Annotated in this window: 8 protein-coding genes; 6 read left to right on the top strand and 2 right to left on the bottom strand. The window is 62.3% G+C overall.

Features of this window, described 5'->3' with window-relative positions; translation table 11 throughout:
- Positions 1-132 precede the first annotated feature (132 nt).
- The 6 genes from N1937_RS22125 (at position 133) to trxA (ending at position 12,112) form a co-directional block, all read left to right on the top strand.
- Positions 133-2,718, top strand: coding sequence for a sensor histidine kinase (locus tag N1937_RS22125; protein WP_260056982.1), 2,586 nt, complete (start codon positions 133-135; stop codon positions 2,716-2,718).
- Positions 2,715-4,232, top strand: a complete 1,518-nt coding sequence (gene tsaE, locus N1937_RS22120; RefSeq protein WP_260056981.1) for a tRNA (adenosine(37)-N6)-threonylcarbamoyltransferase complex ATPase subunit type 1 TsaE — start codon at positions 2,715-2,717, stop codon at positions 4,230-4,232. Before N1937_RS22125 ends, tsaE begins: the two co-directional genes overlap by 4 nt.
- Positions 4,233-4,245: 13 nt before the next feature.
- Positions 4,246-4,977 carry a nucleotidyltransferase family protein gene (locus N1937_RS22115; RefSeq protein ID WP_260056980.1) on the top strand — a complete coding sequence of 244 codons (732 nt, stop codon included), beginning with the start codon at positions 4,246-4,248 and terminating at the stop codon, positions 4,975-4,977.
- A 3-nt stretch (positions 4,978-4,980) separates the two neighbouring features.
- Positions 4,981-8,172 (top strand): double-strand break repair protein AddB, encoded by a 3,192-nt coding sequence (gene addB, locus N1937_RS22110; protein WP_260056979.1) that lies wholly within the window; start codon positions 4,981-4,983, stop codon positions 8,170-8,172.
- A complete protein-coding gene (addA, locus tag N1937_RS22105) occupies positions 8,165-11,716 on the top strand; it encodes a double-strand break repair helicase AddA (RefSeq protein ID WP_260056978.1) in 3,552 nt (1,183 codons plus the stop codon). Before addB ends, addA begins: the two co-directional genes overlap by 8 nt.
- A 75-nt stretch (positions 11,717-11,791) precedes the next feature.
- The gene (gene trxA / locus N1937_RS22100) at positions 11,792-12,112 is read left to right on the top strand and encodes a thioredoxin (RefSeq protein ID WP_003544118.1); all 321 of its coding nucleotides are present in this window, start codon (positions 11,792-11,794) and stop codon (positions 12,110-12,112) included.
- Positions 12,113-12,186: 74 nt separating this feature from the next.
- Here trxA and N1937_RS22095 read toward each other — a convergent pair whose 3' ends face one another.
- Together N1937_RS22095 and accD are read right to left on the bottom strand one after the other, a co-directional pair.
- On the bottom strand, positions 12,187-13,539 hold the full coding sequence (locus N1937_RS22095) for a bifunctional folylpolyglutamate synthase/dihydrofolate synthase (RefSeq protein WP_260056977.1): 1,353 nt from the start codon (positions 13,537-13,539) through the stop codon (positions 12,187-12,189).
- Positions 13,540-13,566: 27 nt separating this feature from the next.
- Positions 13,567-14,472: an acetyl-CoA carboxylase, carboxyltransferase subunit beta gene (gene accD, locus N1937_RS22090; RefSeq protein ID WP_162114941.1), complete on the bottom strand. Its 906-nt coding sequence runs from the start codon at positions 14,470-14,472 to the stop codon at positions 13,567-13,569.
- Between the last annotated feature and the right edge of the window lie 35 nt (positions 14,473-14,507).

Raw genomic sequence — 14,507 nt, 5'->3', positions numbered from 1 at the left:
TCCCTTCCCGCCGATTCCCTTCCGAAGTATTGTTTTAAGACTTGATTCGTGGCGCCGGACCCTGTCCGGCCGTCGCGAAAATGGGATGTCTTGTCGTAATGCGGCACATTGAAGGACGGAGACATACCGCGGATGTCGGAAATGAAAAGCAGCCTGCCCGGTCAGGCGGATGATGGCGCTTGCGCCGATCGCCGCCCGCTGATGGCAGGCCAAGGATATAAATCTGCAACGGCACACGAGGCCGTAAAGCAAGAGCACGGACCATTGGCGCGCTTCCTGAAAAGCTGCGCGGCCGGCACGGCGCTCGCCTCGCTGGCGCGGCCGGCCCTGGCACAGGCGGAGCAGCAGGCGGCGGCCACGGCTCACCTCTTCACATCCTCGCAAGTGATCGGTGTTTCCGTCGTCATCGGCGTCATATCGGCAGCTCTGCTGTCGACGCTGTGGCTCGTGCGCCAGCGCGGCAACCTGGAAAACGAGAGCCGGGAAATCCGCTCGGCACTTTCCGATGCCCAGCAGCGCATTTCGCAATACCAGGCTCTGATCGCCGACAAAAACCGGCGGATCGTCATCTGGGACGGCAATGCGCGTCCCGAACTGCTCGGCCAGCTTCCGCCTGAAACCGGCGCGCCGCAGGACGGCGAATTCCTGGCCTTCGGCCTATGGCTGAAATCACGCTCGGCTTCCGAGCTGGAAAAGGCGATCGACCGGCTGCGCGACGAGGCGCAGAGCTTCGACATGGTGGTCGAAACCATCCGCGACGAAATCCTCGAGGCACAGGGCCGGGTTTCCGGCGGGCGCGCCTTTGTCCGTTTCGTGGCGCTCAACAATCTGCGCGCCGAGCTCGCCGAGCTCAGGATTGAGCGCGACCGGCTGATGACCTCCATCTCGGCCTTCCAGACCATGCTGGACGCGATCGACATGCCGGCCTGGCAGCGCGACCCGGCGGGCCGCCTCACCTGGGTCAACCAGGCCTATGGCGAGGCTGTCGAGGCGCGATCGCCGCAGCAGGCGATCAATGAAGGCCGTGAGATGCTGACGACCGTGGCGCGCGAACGCATTCGCGCCACGACGACGCCGGAATCGCCCTTCCACGACAAGATCTCCACGGTCGTCCACGGCAACCGCACATTCTTCGACGTCGTCGACGTCAGGGTTCCCGGCGGCTCGGCCGGCATCGCCATCGACGTGTCCGACATAGAGGCGGTGCGCGCCGAGCTGGAACGGACGCTGAAGAGCCATGCCGAAACGCTCGATCATCTCGCCACGCCCGTCGCCATCTTCGACGGCGACCGCCGGCTGCAATTCTACAACCAGGCCTTCGTCGCACTCTGGGAGCTTGATATCGCCTTCCTCGAAGGCCGGCCCGATAATAGCGAGTTGCTCGAGCGGCTGCGCGCAGCCAAAAAGTTGCCGGACCAACTCAACTGGAAAAGCTGGAAGGAATCAGCCCTTTCCGTCTATCGCGCGCTCGACACGCAAACGGATCTCTGGCACCTGCCGAACGGGCAGACGCTGCGGGTCTTTGCGACCGCGCATCCGCAGGGTGGCGCCACCTGGGTGTTCGAAAATCTGACCGAGCAGGTCGATCTTGAAACGCGCTACAACACGCTGGTCAAGGTGCAGGGCGAAACGATCGACCATCTTTCCGAAGGTGTGGCGGTGTTCGGCCCCGACGGGCGCATCCGACTTTCCAACCCGGCCTTCCGCGCGCTCTGGGGGATCACCGAAACCGAAGCCAAGCCCGGCACCCATATCCGCGCGCTGGGCGAGGCCTGCACCCCGTCCTATGACCGGCCGGATGGCTGGAAGACCTTCGCGGAACTGATCACCAGCTTCGACGACGAACGCCGCTCGGGTCAGGGAACGCTGGAACTCTTCTCCGGCCTCGTGCTTGACTACGCCGTCATTCCGCTGCCGAACGCCCAGACTATGCTGACCTTCGTCAACATGACCGACAGTGTGCGTGCCGAGCGCGCGCTGACCGAGAAGAACGAAGCGCTGCGCAAGGCCGACGAGCTGAAGAACGACTTCGTCCAGCATGTTTCCTATGAACTGCGTTCGCCACTGACCAACATTATCGGCTTCACCGATCTCCTGCGTACGCCGGGCGTCGGCCCCTTGAGCGAACGGCAGGCTGAATATATCGACCATATCTCGACCTCGTCCTCGGTTCTGTTGACGCTCGTCAACGATATTCTCGATCTTGCGACCGTCGATGCCGGCATCATGCGCCTCAATTATGCGGATATCGATCTCAACGACCTGCTCGACGACGTCTCGATGCAGATCGCCGATCGCCTCCACGAAAGCGGCGTGGCGCTTGAAATCACCGCACCCGCCTATCTCGGCTCGATCGTTGCCGATCCGCAGCGGCTGAAGCAGATCCTTCTGAAGCTTCTCTCCAATGCGGCGAATTTCTCGCCCGAAGGCACTTCGATCTCGCTGGAATGCCATCGCGAAGGCACGGATTTCGTTTTCTCCGTCAGCGATCGCGGCCCCGGCATCTCACCTGACATGATCGCCACCGTCTTCGACCGTTTTGCCACGGGGGCGAAAAGCGGCAAACGCGGCGGCGCCGGCCTCGGCCTCTCAATCGTCGACAGCTTTGTCAGTCTGCATCATGGCGACGTGACGATCGACAGCGAGCCGGGCAAGGGCACGACGGTCGTCTGCCGTATCCCCTCGGTCAATGTACCGCATTCCGCCGCTGCCGAATGACGACCAATGATACGATTTCGCTGTTCCTGAAGGACGAAGCGGCTACCATCCGCCTCGGCGAGGACCTGGCGCTGGCCTTGAAAGCCGGCGATTGCCTCGCCCTTTCCGGCGATCTCGGCGCAGGGAAATCCTCGCTCGCTCGGGCGATCCTGCGGGCCATGGCCGATGACGAGGGGCTTGAAGTCCCGAGCCCGACCTTCACGCTGGTACAATCCTACGATCTGCGCATCCCCGTTTCACATTTCGATCTCTACCGGCTCGGCGACCCTGCCGAATTGACTGAACTCGGCTTCGACGAGGCCCTCCAGAACGGTATCTGTCTCGTCGAATGGCCTGAGATGGCGGAGAGCGAGCTGCCCGCGGAGCGCATCACCCTGACGCTGGCGCATGAAGGCAGCGGCCGGCGGGCGACGATCGAAGCCGCTGGCGCGCAAAATTCACGCATCCGCCGGGTCCTGGCGATCCGTGAGTTCCTCGATACCGCCGGTTACCCCGCAGCGAAACGCCGATTCCTGACCGGCGATGCCTCGCTGCGCGCCTATGAGGCGATCTATCCGCAACCTGGGAACCGACGCATCATCCTGATGGACTGGCCGCCGCTTGCTGAAGGCCCGCCGGTTTTCGACGGCAAACCCTATCCCAAAGTCGCTCATCTTGCCGAAAACGCCTATCCCTTCGTGGCGATCGCCGATGCGCTGCGCAAGGACGGTTTTGCGGCGCCCGAAGTCTACAAGGTGGATTATAACAAGGGTATCCTGCTGATCGAAGATCTCGGCAGCGAGGGCGTGCTGGATGCCCGGGGACGGCCTATTATCGAACGCTATCGCGAAAGCGTTGCCTGCCTGGCCAGGCTGCACGCCTTGAAATTTCCGCAGGACATCCCGGTTGGAAAGAGCCATATCCACCATATTCCTGATTTCGACCGCACGGCGATGAAGATGGAGGTGCAGTTGGTGCTCGACTGGCACCTGCCATGGAAGCGCCAAGGCGCTCCTGCAATGGAAACAGAGCGGACGGAATATCTGGCGATCTGGGATGCGCTCATCGACGAGCTTGCTACGGCCGAGAAGAACCTGCTGCTGCGCGACTTCCACTCGCCGAATATCATCTGGCGCGAACATGAAAGCGGTGTTCGCAAGATCGGCCTGATCGATTTCCAGGACGCGATGATCGGTCCCACGGCCTATGACCTTGCCTCGATCGTCCAGGATGCGCGTGTGACGATCGAGCCGGATCTCTTCCGGCAGTTGATGGATGATTATCTGACGCTTCGCCGTGCGGAGCGCGGTTTCGACGAAGCCGGATTTATGAAGGCCTGGGCGATCATGTCGGCGCAGCGCAACTGCAAGCTTGCCGGTCTTTGGGTGCGCCTGTTGCAGCGCGACGGCAAGCCGGGCTATCTGAAACATATGCCACGCACGCTTTCCTATCTGAACGTCGCGCTCGAGCATGAAACGCTTGCCCCCTTGCGCGATTGGTGCGCAAGGGCTGGAATAGGCCGGAGCGAATCATAAGTTTCGGATCAGAATGACCATCAGACAAGCCATGGTACTGGCCGCGGGTCTCGGAACCCGCATGCGCCCGATCACCGACACGATCCCGAAGCCGCTGGTGAAGATCGACGGCAAGCCGATGATCGACTACGCGCTGGATTGCCTGGTGGCGGCCGGCATCGAACGCGCCGTTGTCAACGTTCACCACCACGCCGACCAGATGCTCGAACATCTCGGGAATTATCACGGCCTCGACATCCTCATATCAGACGAGCGGGACGCGCTGATGAATTCCGGCGGCGGCCTGGCGAAGGGGCTGAGGCTGCTTGACCGCGACAATATCTTCGTCATGAATGCCGATCTCTTCTGGATCGGCGAACAGCCGGGCCGGCCGACGAACCTGCAGCGCTTAGCCGGATTCTTCGATGCCGAACGCATGGATATGGCGCTGCTTTGTGTTGGGAGCGAGGATACGACGGGTCACAACGGCAAAAATGACTTCAGTCTCGCAGCCGATGGCCGGCTGACGCGTTATCGTGACGATCCGTCCAATCCCGTCGTCTATGCCGGAGCGATCGTCATGAACCCGTCGTTGCTCGACGATGCACCGAAGGATGCTTTCAACCTCAATATCTATTTCGACAAGGCGATCGCGCGCGGACGGCTTTTCGGCATCGTGCTCGAAGGTCACTGGCTGACTGTGGGAACGCCCGACGCGGTTGGCGAGGCGGAGGAAACGATCCGGCGATTGCGGACGTTTGCGTGAGCCATGGCGGAGCGGCACCAGCCACGCATCCTGACGATCCCGGCAGGTCTCCCTTTCCTGAAAACGCTGGCGACGACACTTTGCGACGGCCGATTGACGCCGTTTTTCCGGCACGACGCCGATGATCCGCTATCGCTCGCCAGGGTGACGATCTACCTGCCGACCCGGCGCGCCGTGCGTGTGCTGCGGTCCGAATTCGTCGATCTGCTCGGCGGCCGATCGGCGATCCTGCCGGTTATCCGTCCTCTCGGCGAAACCGATGACGATAGCGGCTATTTCGACGAGGCACTGCCGGCAACGATTGATCTCGCCCAGCCGCTGTCGAATACCGCCCGTCTGCTGGAGCTTGCGCGCCTGATCCTCGCTTGGCGAAACAAGCTGCCGGAGATCGTCCGCCACATTCATTCAGACTCACCGCTGGTTGCGCCCGCAAGTCCGGCGGATGCGATCTGGCTCGCCCGCAACCTTGCGGAGCTGATCGATTCCATCGAAACCGAGGATCTCGACTGGTCGGAGCTGTCAAAACTCGATACCGGCGATTATGCCGCCTGGTGGCAGCTGACGGCGGAGTTCCTGCAGATCGCCAGCGCCTTCTGGCCCGGGCGGCTGTCCGAACTCGGCAAATCCTCGCCGGCGCGGCACAGAAACGCCATTCTCAGGGCGGAGGCAAGTCGGCTTTCGGCGATGAAACCCGTTGGACCGATCATCATCGCGGGTTCGACGGGTTCCGTTCCCGCCACCGCCGATCTCATTGCCGCCGTCGCCCATCTGCCGGAAGGTGTGATCGTGCTTCCAGGTCTCGATCTCTCCATGCCCGAAAGGCACTGGCAGATGGTCACGCCGGAACCGGCGCCCGGCCAACACGCCAATCCCGCAAGCCGGAGCCATCCGCAATATGGCCTGTCGGTGCTGCTCAAGCGGCTGAAGCTGACACGCGCCGATGTCACGCTTCTCGACAGACCGGAGGCTGATCTTGAGCGGCGCGCCGAAATCCTCTCGCGGGCCCTTGCCCCGGCGGAGGCGACCAGCGACTGGGGGGCGTGGAAGAGCGACCTCCCGACTGGCGCACTGACTTCGGCCTTCTCTGATATCTCGCTAATCGAAGCCGCCAATGAGCGCGAGGAAGCCACCGCGATTGCCATCGCGCTCCGGCTTGCACTGGAGAGGCCGGGACAGGACGGCGAGAGCCGGGCAGCACTCATCACTCCGGACCGCAATCTCGCGCGGCGGGTGATGGCCGAGATTTCCCGCTTCGGCATCCTCGCCGATGATTCGGCGGGCACACCGCTTTCGGCCATGCCGCAGGGCACTTTGCTGCAATTGCTGCTGGAGGCAGCGCTGCGGCCGGGCGATCCGGTGGCGATCATCTCGCTGCTCAAACATCCGCTTGCCCGATTCGGCCTCGAGCGCGGTGCATTGATTTCCGCTACTGAGGCGCTCGAGCTGCTGGCACTGCGCGGCGGCGTGGCAGAGGTGGATATCAGTACGCTCGAACCGCTGCTCACGCACCAACTTGCCGAACAGGCCCTCGACAGGCACGCGCCGCAATGGCGAAAAGCGCTTTCGCCCGATGCCGCCGACGCCGCATACGACCTTGCCCGGCGGGTCGCACAAGCGACCGCGCCTCTGGCTTCGGCGCTGATCCGGCACCGGCCGGAAGATCGCGGAAGAACAGTGCGCTTCACATTGTCCGCATGGGCGGAGCGCACCGGCCGTTCGCTTGAAGCGGTCGCGGTCGATCCGCACGGCAATCTCGCCGATCTCTGGTCGAACGAAGCGGGAGATGCCCTCGCCACCCTGCTCGGTGAAGTGATCGATACGGACGGCCAGATGGAGGCCGACGGACCGCAATGGATCGACATCATGGCAGCCCTTGCCGCCGGTCATGCGGTGAAGCCACGGGCGCTCAGCCATCCCAGGCTTTTCATCTTCGGCACGCTGGAAGCCCGCCTGCAGAGCGTCGATACGCTGATCCTCGGCGGACTGAACGAAGGCACCTGGCCGGGACAGACCGCCAACAATCCCTTCATTCCGCGAATGATGAAGACGGAAATCGGTCTCGAGCCGCCGGAGCGGCGCATCGGCCAGCTGGCACATGATTTCGAGATGGCAAACGGCACACGCCATCTGATCTATTCGCGCGCGCTGCGCCAGGGCTCGACGCCGACCGTTGCCTCGCGTTGGCTGCAGCGGCTGCTGGCGCTCGGCGGAGAGGCGTTCGAAGCGGAATTGAGGGCTCGCGGTGATCGGTTTCTGCAATGGGCCGCACTCATCGATCGGGGCGAGGCCCAAGCGCCGGCGCAACGACCCTCGCCGAAACCGCCGCTCGCACTGCAGCCGAAATCCTATTCCTTCAGCGAAGTCGGCCGGCTGCGCCGTGATCCCTATGCCATCTATGCCCGCCGTGTCCTGCGGCTTGACCCGGTCGATGCGTTCAACCGCGATCCAGGAGCGGCCGAACGCGGAACGCTCTACCACAAGATCGTCGACCGCTTCATCCGCGAGGCTCACATCGCCGGGACGCCTGATGCGGCAGCGGCGATGGAGCGTATCCTTTCCGAGCTTTTCGACATGGAAAAACTGCCGCCGCATATCGATGCCGTGTGGCGACCGCGCTTTCGCGAAGTGGCCCGCGCCTTTCTCGAATGGGAGGCTGGACGCCGGCATGGCATCCTGAAAACGCTGACGGAGGTACGGGGCGGCATGGAGCTGGAGCCGATCAATATCCGGCTCACCGGCGTCGCAGACCGGATTGACATGACAGGACCAAACTCGGCAGACATCATCGACTACAAAACTGGCTACAATCCGTCGCCGGCGCAGGCACGCGTGCTTCTCGATCCGCAGCTTGCGCTCGAAGCGGCGGCCTTGAGTGCCGGCGCCTTCCGCGATGCCGGCAGCCTCGTGCCGCAGGACCTTCTCTATGTGCGTCTGCGACCCGGGAGCCGCTTCCAGGTCGATACCGTCAACAACGAGAGCTCGGCCCGCAGCGACAAGGCGAAATCGGCGATGGATCTCGCCGCTGAATCGATCGACCAGCTGGTCAAATTCGTAGGATTGCTGCAATCCAACGAAAGGGGCTTTACCTCGCGGCTGATCCCGGCTCAGCAATTCGATTTCGGCGGCGACTACGGTCATCTTGCCCGCGTCTCCGAATGGTCGACGGCCGAAACGGAAGAGGGCGGTGATGAGTGATGTGACCGCCCTGCCCAACGACGACGATCCGGGTGCCTGGATCGGCTGGACGACAATTCAGCAGGCGATTGCCTCCGATCCGTTGCGTTCGGCATGGGTCTCGGCCAATGCCGGGTCCGGCAAGACGCATGTGCTGACACAGCGCGTTATCCGGCTGCTGCTTGCGGGCGCGCGGCCTTCCGCCATTTTATGCCTCACCTATACCAAGGCTGCGGCCTCCGAGATGTCGAACCGCGTTTTCGAACGGCTGGCGGAGTGGGTGGTGCTCGATGATGAAGAGCTTAGCCGGCGGATCGCGCAGATCGAGGGTACGGCTCCCGACGGACTGAAGCTTGCCGAGGCCCGCCGGTTGTTTGCCAAGGCGCTGGAGACGCCCGGCGGACTGAAGATCCAGACGATTCATGCCTTTTGCGAGGCGCTGCTGCATCAGTTCCCGCTGGAGGCCAACGTTGCCGGGCATTTCTCGGTTCTCGACGATCGCGCGGCGGTGGCGCTGCTTTCCGATGCGCGCCGGGCGCTGCTGACCGCAACCGCGCCGGAGGGAGACAGCACCCTTGCCGAGGCATTCACCTACGTGCTCAACCTCGGCGACGAATCCGGACTGGAAAACCTGCTCGGCGACATCGTTGCCAACCGCAACGCCATTCGTCGTTTTACCGCGACGGCCGAACAGCAGGGCGGTGTGGAGAAGGTCCTGCGCAAAAGGCTTGGCCTTGCAGCCGGCGACACGGAAAGCCGGATCGCGGCGCAATATTGGCCTTTGCCTGCGCTTTCGGGCGGCACGCTGGAGCTTTATCTCTCGCTGGCCGACCAGAAGGGTGGCACGAAGGCGCAAGAGGTTGCCTACGGCCTCAGGCTCACCGGGCGGGAGCGCGATGACGCAAGGCGGGCTGAGTTCCTCGAGAAAATTTTTCTGACAATGAAGGGCGAGCCCAAGGCGGACTCGCAATTCTTCGTCAAGGCCATGCTTGCCGAGGCACCGCAGCTGGCGGACGCCATCGCCATTGCCCGCGCGCATGTCGCAGCAAGCCGCGACCGGCTGAAACTGATGCGGATGTACGGCGCCACGCAGGCAGCACTCGTGCTCGCCGATAGGCTGAACCACGACTATGAGGAGTTGAAGAAGCAGCGCAGCCAGCTCGATTTCGAGGATCTGATCACCCGCACCGCCGACCTGCTCATGAAAAGTGGCGTCGGTCCCTGGATCCACTACAAGCTCGATCGCGGCATCGACCATATCCTCGTCGACGAGGCGCAGGATACCAGCCCGATCCAGTGGAGTGTCATCCAGTCGCTCGCCGAGGATTTCTTCTCCGGCGAAAGTGCCCGGCCGATCGTGCGCACGCTCTTTGCCGTCGGCGACGAAAAGCAGTCGATCTATTCTTTCCAGGGCGCGCGGCCAGAGCGTTTTTCCGAGGAAAGCGACCGAACGCGGCGGCGAGTTTCCGATAGCGGGCAGAGCTTTTCCTCCGTGCGGCTACCGCTGTCGTTTCGTTCGACCGCCGATGTGCTCGAGGCCGTCGACCTTATTTTCAAGGCGCCCGAGAACGCGCGCGGCCTCAGCGCGCTTGGCGAACCGGTCGTGCATCGCTCCAGCCGCATCGGACATCCCGGCGCCGTCGATCTCTGGGAGATGGTTGCGCCGGAAGCGGTGGTGAAGGAAGAAGACTGGACGGCGCCCTTCGACGCGACGCCGGAAAGCGCGCCGGCCGCAATCCTCGCGCGGCGGATCGCCCATTCGATCGGCACGCTTGTTGGCCGCGAGACGATCGTCGAAAAAGGCAAGGAACGCCTGATCGAGGCCGGCGACATCCTGGTGCTGGTGCGCAAGCGCGACGCCTTCGTCAATGCGTTGACAAGGGCGTTGAAACGCCGCGGCGATATTCCGGTCGCCGGCGCGGACAGGCTGGTGCTGACCAGCCATATCGCCGTGCAGGATCTGCTGGCGCTCGGCCGTTTCCTGCTTCTGCCGGAAGACGACCTTTCGCTCGCCGCCGTGCTCAGGAGCCCGCTTTTCGATCTCTCCGAGGACGACATCTTTGCGGTTGCCGCGCTACGCAGCGACAATGAGAGCGTTTGGAGCCATCTGAAAAGCTTCGCCGCCGACGGCACCGAACGTTTCCGTGCAGCCGTCGAGAGGCTGGAGCTGTTTCTCCGGCAGTCCAGGCGGCTGTCGGTTCATGATTTCTATGCGCGTGTGCTGGGCAGTCATGGCGGTCGGCGGCAATTCCTTGCCCGTCTCGGCACCGAAGTCAGCGATATCCTCGACGAATTCTTGACCTTCACACTCGACCACGAAAGCTCCGGTCTTCCCGGGCTGCAATCCTTCATCTCGACGCTGGAGCTCGAGGCGCCCGTAGTGAAACGCGAGCAGGACAAGGGACGCAACGAGGTGCGCATCATGACGGTGCATGCCTCCAAGGGTCTTGAAGCGCCGATCGTTTTCCTGGTCGACGGCGGTTCGAAGGCCTTTACGCATACGCATCTGCCGAAGCTTCGCCTGCTCGAGACCGGTCCCGACGAGCCGCCGATGCCCGTCTGGGTCCCTGTCTCCGATCTCGCCAACTCGCTGAGCCAGGACGATGCGACGCGTATCCAGATGCTGGCGGAAGAGGAATATCGCCGGTTGCTCTATGTCGCCATGACGCGCGCCGCCGACCAGCTGGTCGTCTGCGGCTATCGTGGCGTACGTGTGAACAATGACACCTGGCATATGATGATTTCGACGGCGCTGCGCGACGACCATCCGCATGTGGAGGCGACCACGTTCTCCGGTCCCGATGGGGAATGGCCGGGCATCAAATGGCGCGTGCCGCGGGTGGAACGAAGCTTCGAGCGTATCGACCGCAGCGAGGAGCGCGGCAGCGAGGAGACCTTGCCGGATGGCCTTTTGCGGCCATTGCCGCCGCAGGCTGAGCTGCCGCGGCCGCTCAGCCCCTCCGGCGCCGGGACGATCATCGATGAGGACGAAGGCGGCCTGCTGGTCGTTTCGCCGCTGTTCGGCGAGAAGGAGCGCAGCGATCGTTCACTGGAGAAAGGCAGGCTGATCCATCGCATGCTGCAGGCGCTTCCCGAAATTCCACCTGGCGAACGACCTGATGCGGCGAGCCGTTATGCTGAACGAGCGGCTCGATTCTGGCCGGACGCCGAACGGCGCAAGCTTGTCGATTCGGTTCTGAAACTATTGGACGAGGAAGGTCTTCAGTCCGTCCTCGGTGCGCAGGCCCAGCCAGAGGTCTCGATCATGGGAACATTGACGCTCGAAGACCGGCGCTATGCCGTCTCCGGCCGCATCGACCGGCTTGCCGTTCTTGCCGATCGCGTCGTCATCCTCGACTACAAGACCAATCGGGTGCCGCCGGCGACAGAGGAAGCCATCCCCTTCGCACACCGGGCGCAGCTGGCGATCTATCGGGAGATCTTGGCGCCGCTCTATCCAGATAAGTCCATCGACTGCATGCTTGTCTATACCGAGAACGCCTCGCTCTTCACGTTGAGCGAAGAGGCGCTCGGTTTGGCGCTTGCAGCGGTCAAGACAAAGTGAAATACCGGACATTGAAAATTCGGCACCGCACCATCACATGTGGTTCAACACCCAATTCCGTTAAAGGAGCAGCCCGTGGCTACCGTGAAAGTCGATATCAATAACTTCCAGTCGGAAGTTCTGGAATCCGCAGAACCCGTCGTCGTCGATTTCTGGGCCGAATGGTGCGGCCCGTGCAAGATGATTGCTCCGAGCCTTGAAGAAATCGCTGTCGAGATGGAAGGCAAGGTCAAGGTCGCCAAGCTGAATATCGATGAGAACCCGGAACTCGCCGCACAGTTCGGTGTGCGCTCCATTCCGACCCTTGCAATCTTCAAGGGCGGCGAAGTTGCCGATATCTCGGTCGGCGCAAAGCCAAAGACGGCTCTTTCGAACTGGATTTCGAGCGCTGCCTGATTGATATTCGCTTAATTCATAGCACATTGACGAAAAAGCCCGGCTTCGACCGGGCTTTTTTCATTTTGCAGCCTTCATTTCGGGGGCGTGCCGTTGTCGGCAAGCACGTCGCCGACAAGATAGAGAGAGCCGCCGACCAGGATGCGCGGCGGCAATGCCTCCGGATCGACGACGGCTTTTATCGCTTCCAGTGCATCGCCGACCGTCGACATCGGTTCGGCAACCAGGCCGGCATCATAAGCGGCATTCGACAATATCACCGGGTCGATCATCGCTTCGCTGCCGCGGATCGGCACGCAGAAAACCTTCTCGACCAAGCCGGTAAAGGCCTTGAAATAGCCGACCGGATCCTTCGTATTGATCATGCCGGTAACCAGGAAAAGCGGCCGAGACTGGCGCTCCTCGAAATTGGCCATGGCTTCGGCGATCACTTCGCCGGCCCCCGGATTATGTCCGCCATCGATCCAGATCTCGGCGCCGGCGGGCGCATGCGACAGCAGCCGGCCCTCGCTCAGACGCTGCAGCCGGCCCGGCCATTCGACCGAACTCATCGCTTTTTCCATCATCGTTTCGGTGACGATGAATCCCGCCGCCTTGACGGCGCGAATGGCGGCGGCGGCATTGGCATACTGATGCCGGCCAGGAAGGCGCGGCAGCGGCAGGTCGGCAAGACCGAATTCGTCCTGGTAAACAAGCCGGCCATATTCCTCATGCGCCATGAAATCCTGCCCGAAGACGGCGCTCGGGCAATGCAGCCGTTCGGCCGTCGACATCAGTACGTCAAGTGCTGCGTCATAATCCTGATGACCGATGACAACGGGAAAGCCCGGCTTCATGATGCCGGCCTTTTCGGCCGCGATCAACTCGACCCTGTCGCCGAGATAGGGCTGGTGATCCAGCGAGATCGGCATGATCACCGAGACGGCCGGATCGGAGATGACATTGGTGGCGTCGAAGCGGCCGCCGAGACCGACTTCGATGATCGCGGCATCGGCCGGATGTTCGGAAAACAGGATGAAAGTAACCGCCGTCAGGATTTCAAAGACGGTGATGTGCTGTCCTGCATTGGCATCGGCTACCCGACGCACGGCCTCGGCAAAGACAGCGTCGTCGACAAGCTGTCCGCGTCCGCCCTTGACGCCGATGCGGTACCGTTCGTGCCAATTGACGAGATGCGGCGAGGTGTGGACATGAGCGCTGTAGCCGCCGGCTTCGAGCAAAGCGCGGCAGAAGGCGGTGACCGACCCCTTGCCGTTGGTGCCGGCGACATGGATCACCGGCGGCAGTTTCCTGTGCGGATTGCCGAGCATATCGAGAAGACGGGTGATGCGATCGAGAGACAGATCAAAGCCCTTGGGATGCAATCCCATGAGCTTGTCGATCTCCTGTGCTGCCTCGCTCACCGCGGTTTGGCCTCTGGGTATCAATTCGGCACCCCGCCTGCTTGTCGGTTATCAGGCGCTCGCCGCCAGAGCAATCGCGCCGCTATTCATGTCGTTCGCCGCAGTAACAGGCTTCTTCGTCAGGATCTTCAAGAGGCGCGCCAGCGTTTCCGGAATATCGTGACGTTTGACGACCATATCGACCATACCATGCTCCAGCAGATATTCGGCGGTCTGGAAGCCTTCGGGCAGTTTTTCTCGCAGCGTCTGTTCGATCACACGTTTGCCGGCAAAGCCGATTTCGGCGCCGGGCTCAGCCAGGTGAATATCGCCAAGCATGGCATAGGAGGCCGTGACGCCACCGGTCGTCGGGTTGGTCAGCACGACGATATAGGGCTGCCCGGATTCCTTCAGCATGTCGACGGCAACCGTCGTGCGCGGCAGCTGCATCAGCGACAGGATGCCTTCCTGCATGCGCGCACCGCCGGAAGCGGGGAACATCACCAGCGGGCACTTTTCAGATGTCGCACGCTCGAAAGCCTTGACGATCGCCTCGCCGGCGGCCATGCCGAGCGAACCGCCGATAAAGTTGAATTCGTGCACGACGGCCACGAGTTTCAGTCCCTGCACCTTTCCGACGCCGGCAAGGATCGTATCCTCCTGTTCGGTCTTCAGGCGGCTGTCGCGCAAGCGATCGCTATATTTCTTCGAATCGCGGAACTTCAGCGGATCCTGCGCGACCTTCGGCTGCGGCAGCGATTCGAACTCGCCATTGTCGAAAAGATCGGTCAGGCGGGCCTTGGCCGGCATCTTCATATGATAACCGGACGCCGGAATGACCCATTTGTTGCCTTCCAGGTCCTTGTGGAAGACCATCTCGCCCGTTTCCGGGCACTTGATCCAGAGGTTCTCCGGCACTTCGCGACGGCCCAGCATGGAATTGATCCGCGGGCGAACGTAGTTGGTGATCCAGTTCAACTCGAATACTCCTGATAGTCTAAAGGGCGTCGCGT

Origin of the sequence: Rhizobium sp. WSM4643 (assembly GCF_025152745.1) — a bacterium.
Lineage (GTDB): Bacteria > Pseudomonadota > Alphaproteobacteria > Rhizobiales > Rhizobiaceae > Rhizobium > Rhizobium leguminosarum_I.
Note: the sequence above shows the minus strand (reverse complement) of the source record. Positions and strands in the feature narration are given on the sequence as shown.

Bases quoted from the DNA above. Each gene is read 5' to 3' on its own strand.
- N1937_RS22125 (WP_260056982.1), top strand. From the start codon at position 133: ATGTCGGAAATGAAAAGCAGCCTGCCCGGTCAGGCGGATGATGGCGCT.
- addB (WP_260056979.1), top strand. From the start codon at position 4,981: ATGGCGGAGCGGCACCAGCCACGCATCCTGACGATCCCGGCAGGTCTC.
- addA (WP_260056978.1), top strand. From the start codon at position 8,165: ATGAGTGATGTGACCGCCCTGCCCAACGACGACGATCCGGGTGCCTGG.
- tsaE (WP_260056981.1), top strand. From the start codon at position 2,715: ATGACGACCAATGATACGATTTCGCTGTTCCTGAAGGACGAAGCGGCT.
- N1937_RS22115 (WP_260056980.1), top strand. From the start codon at position 4,246: ATGACCATCAGACAAGCCATGGTACTGGCCGCGGGTCTCGGAACCCGC.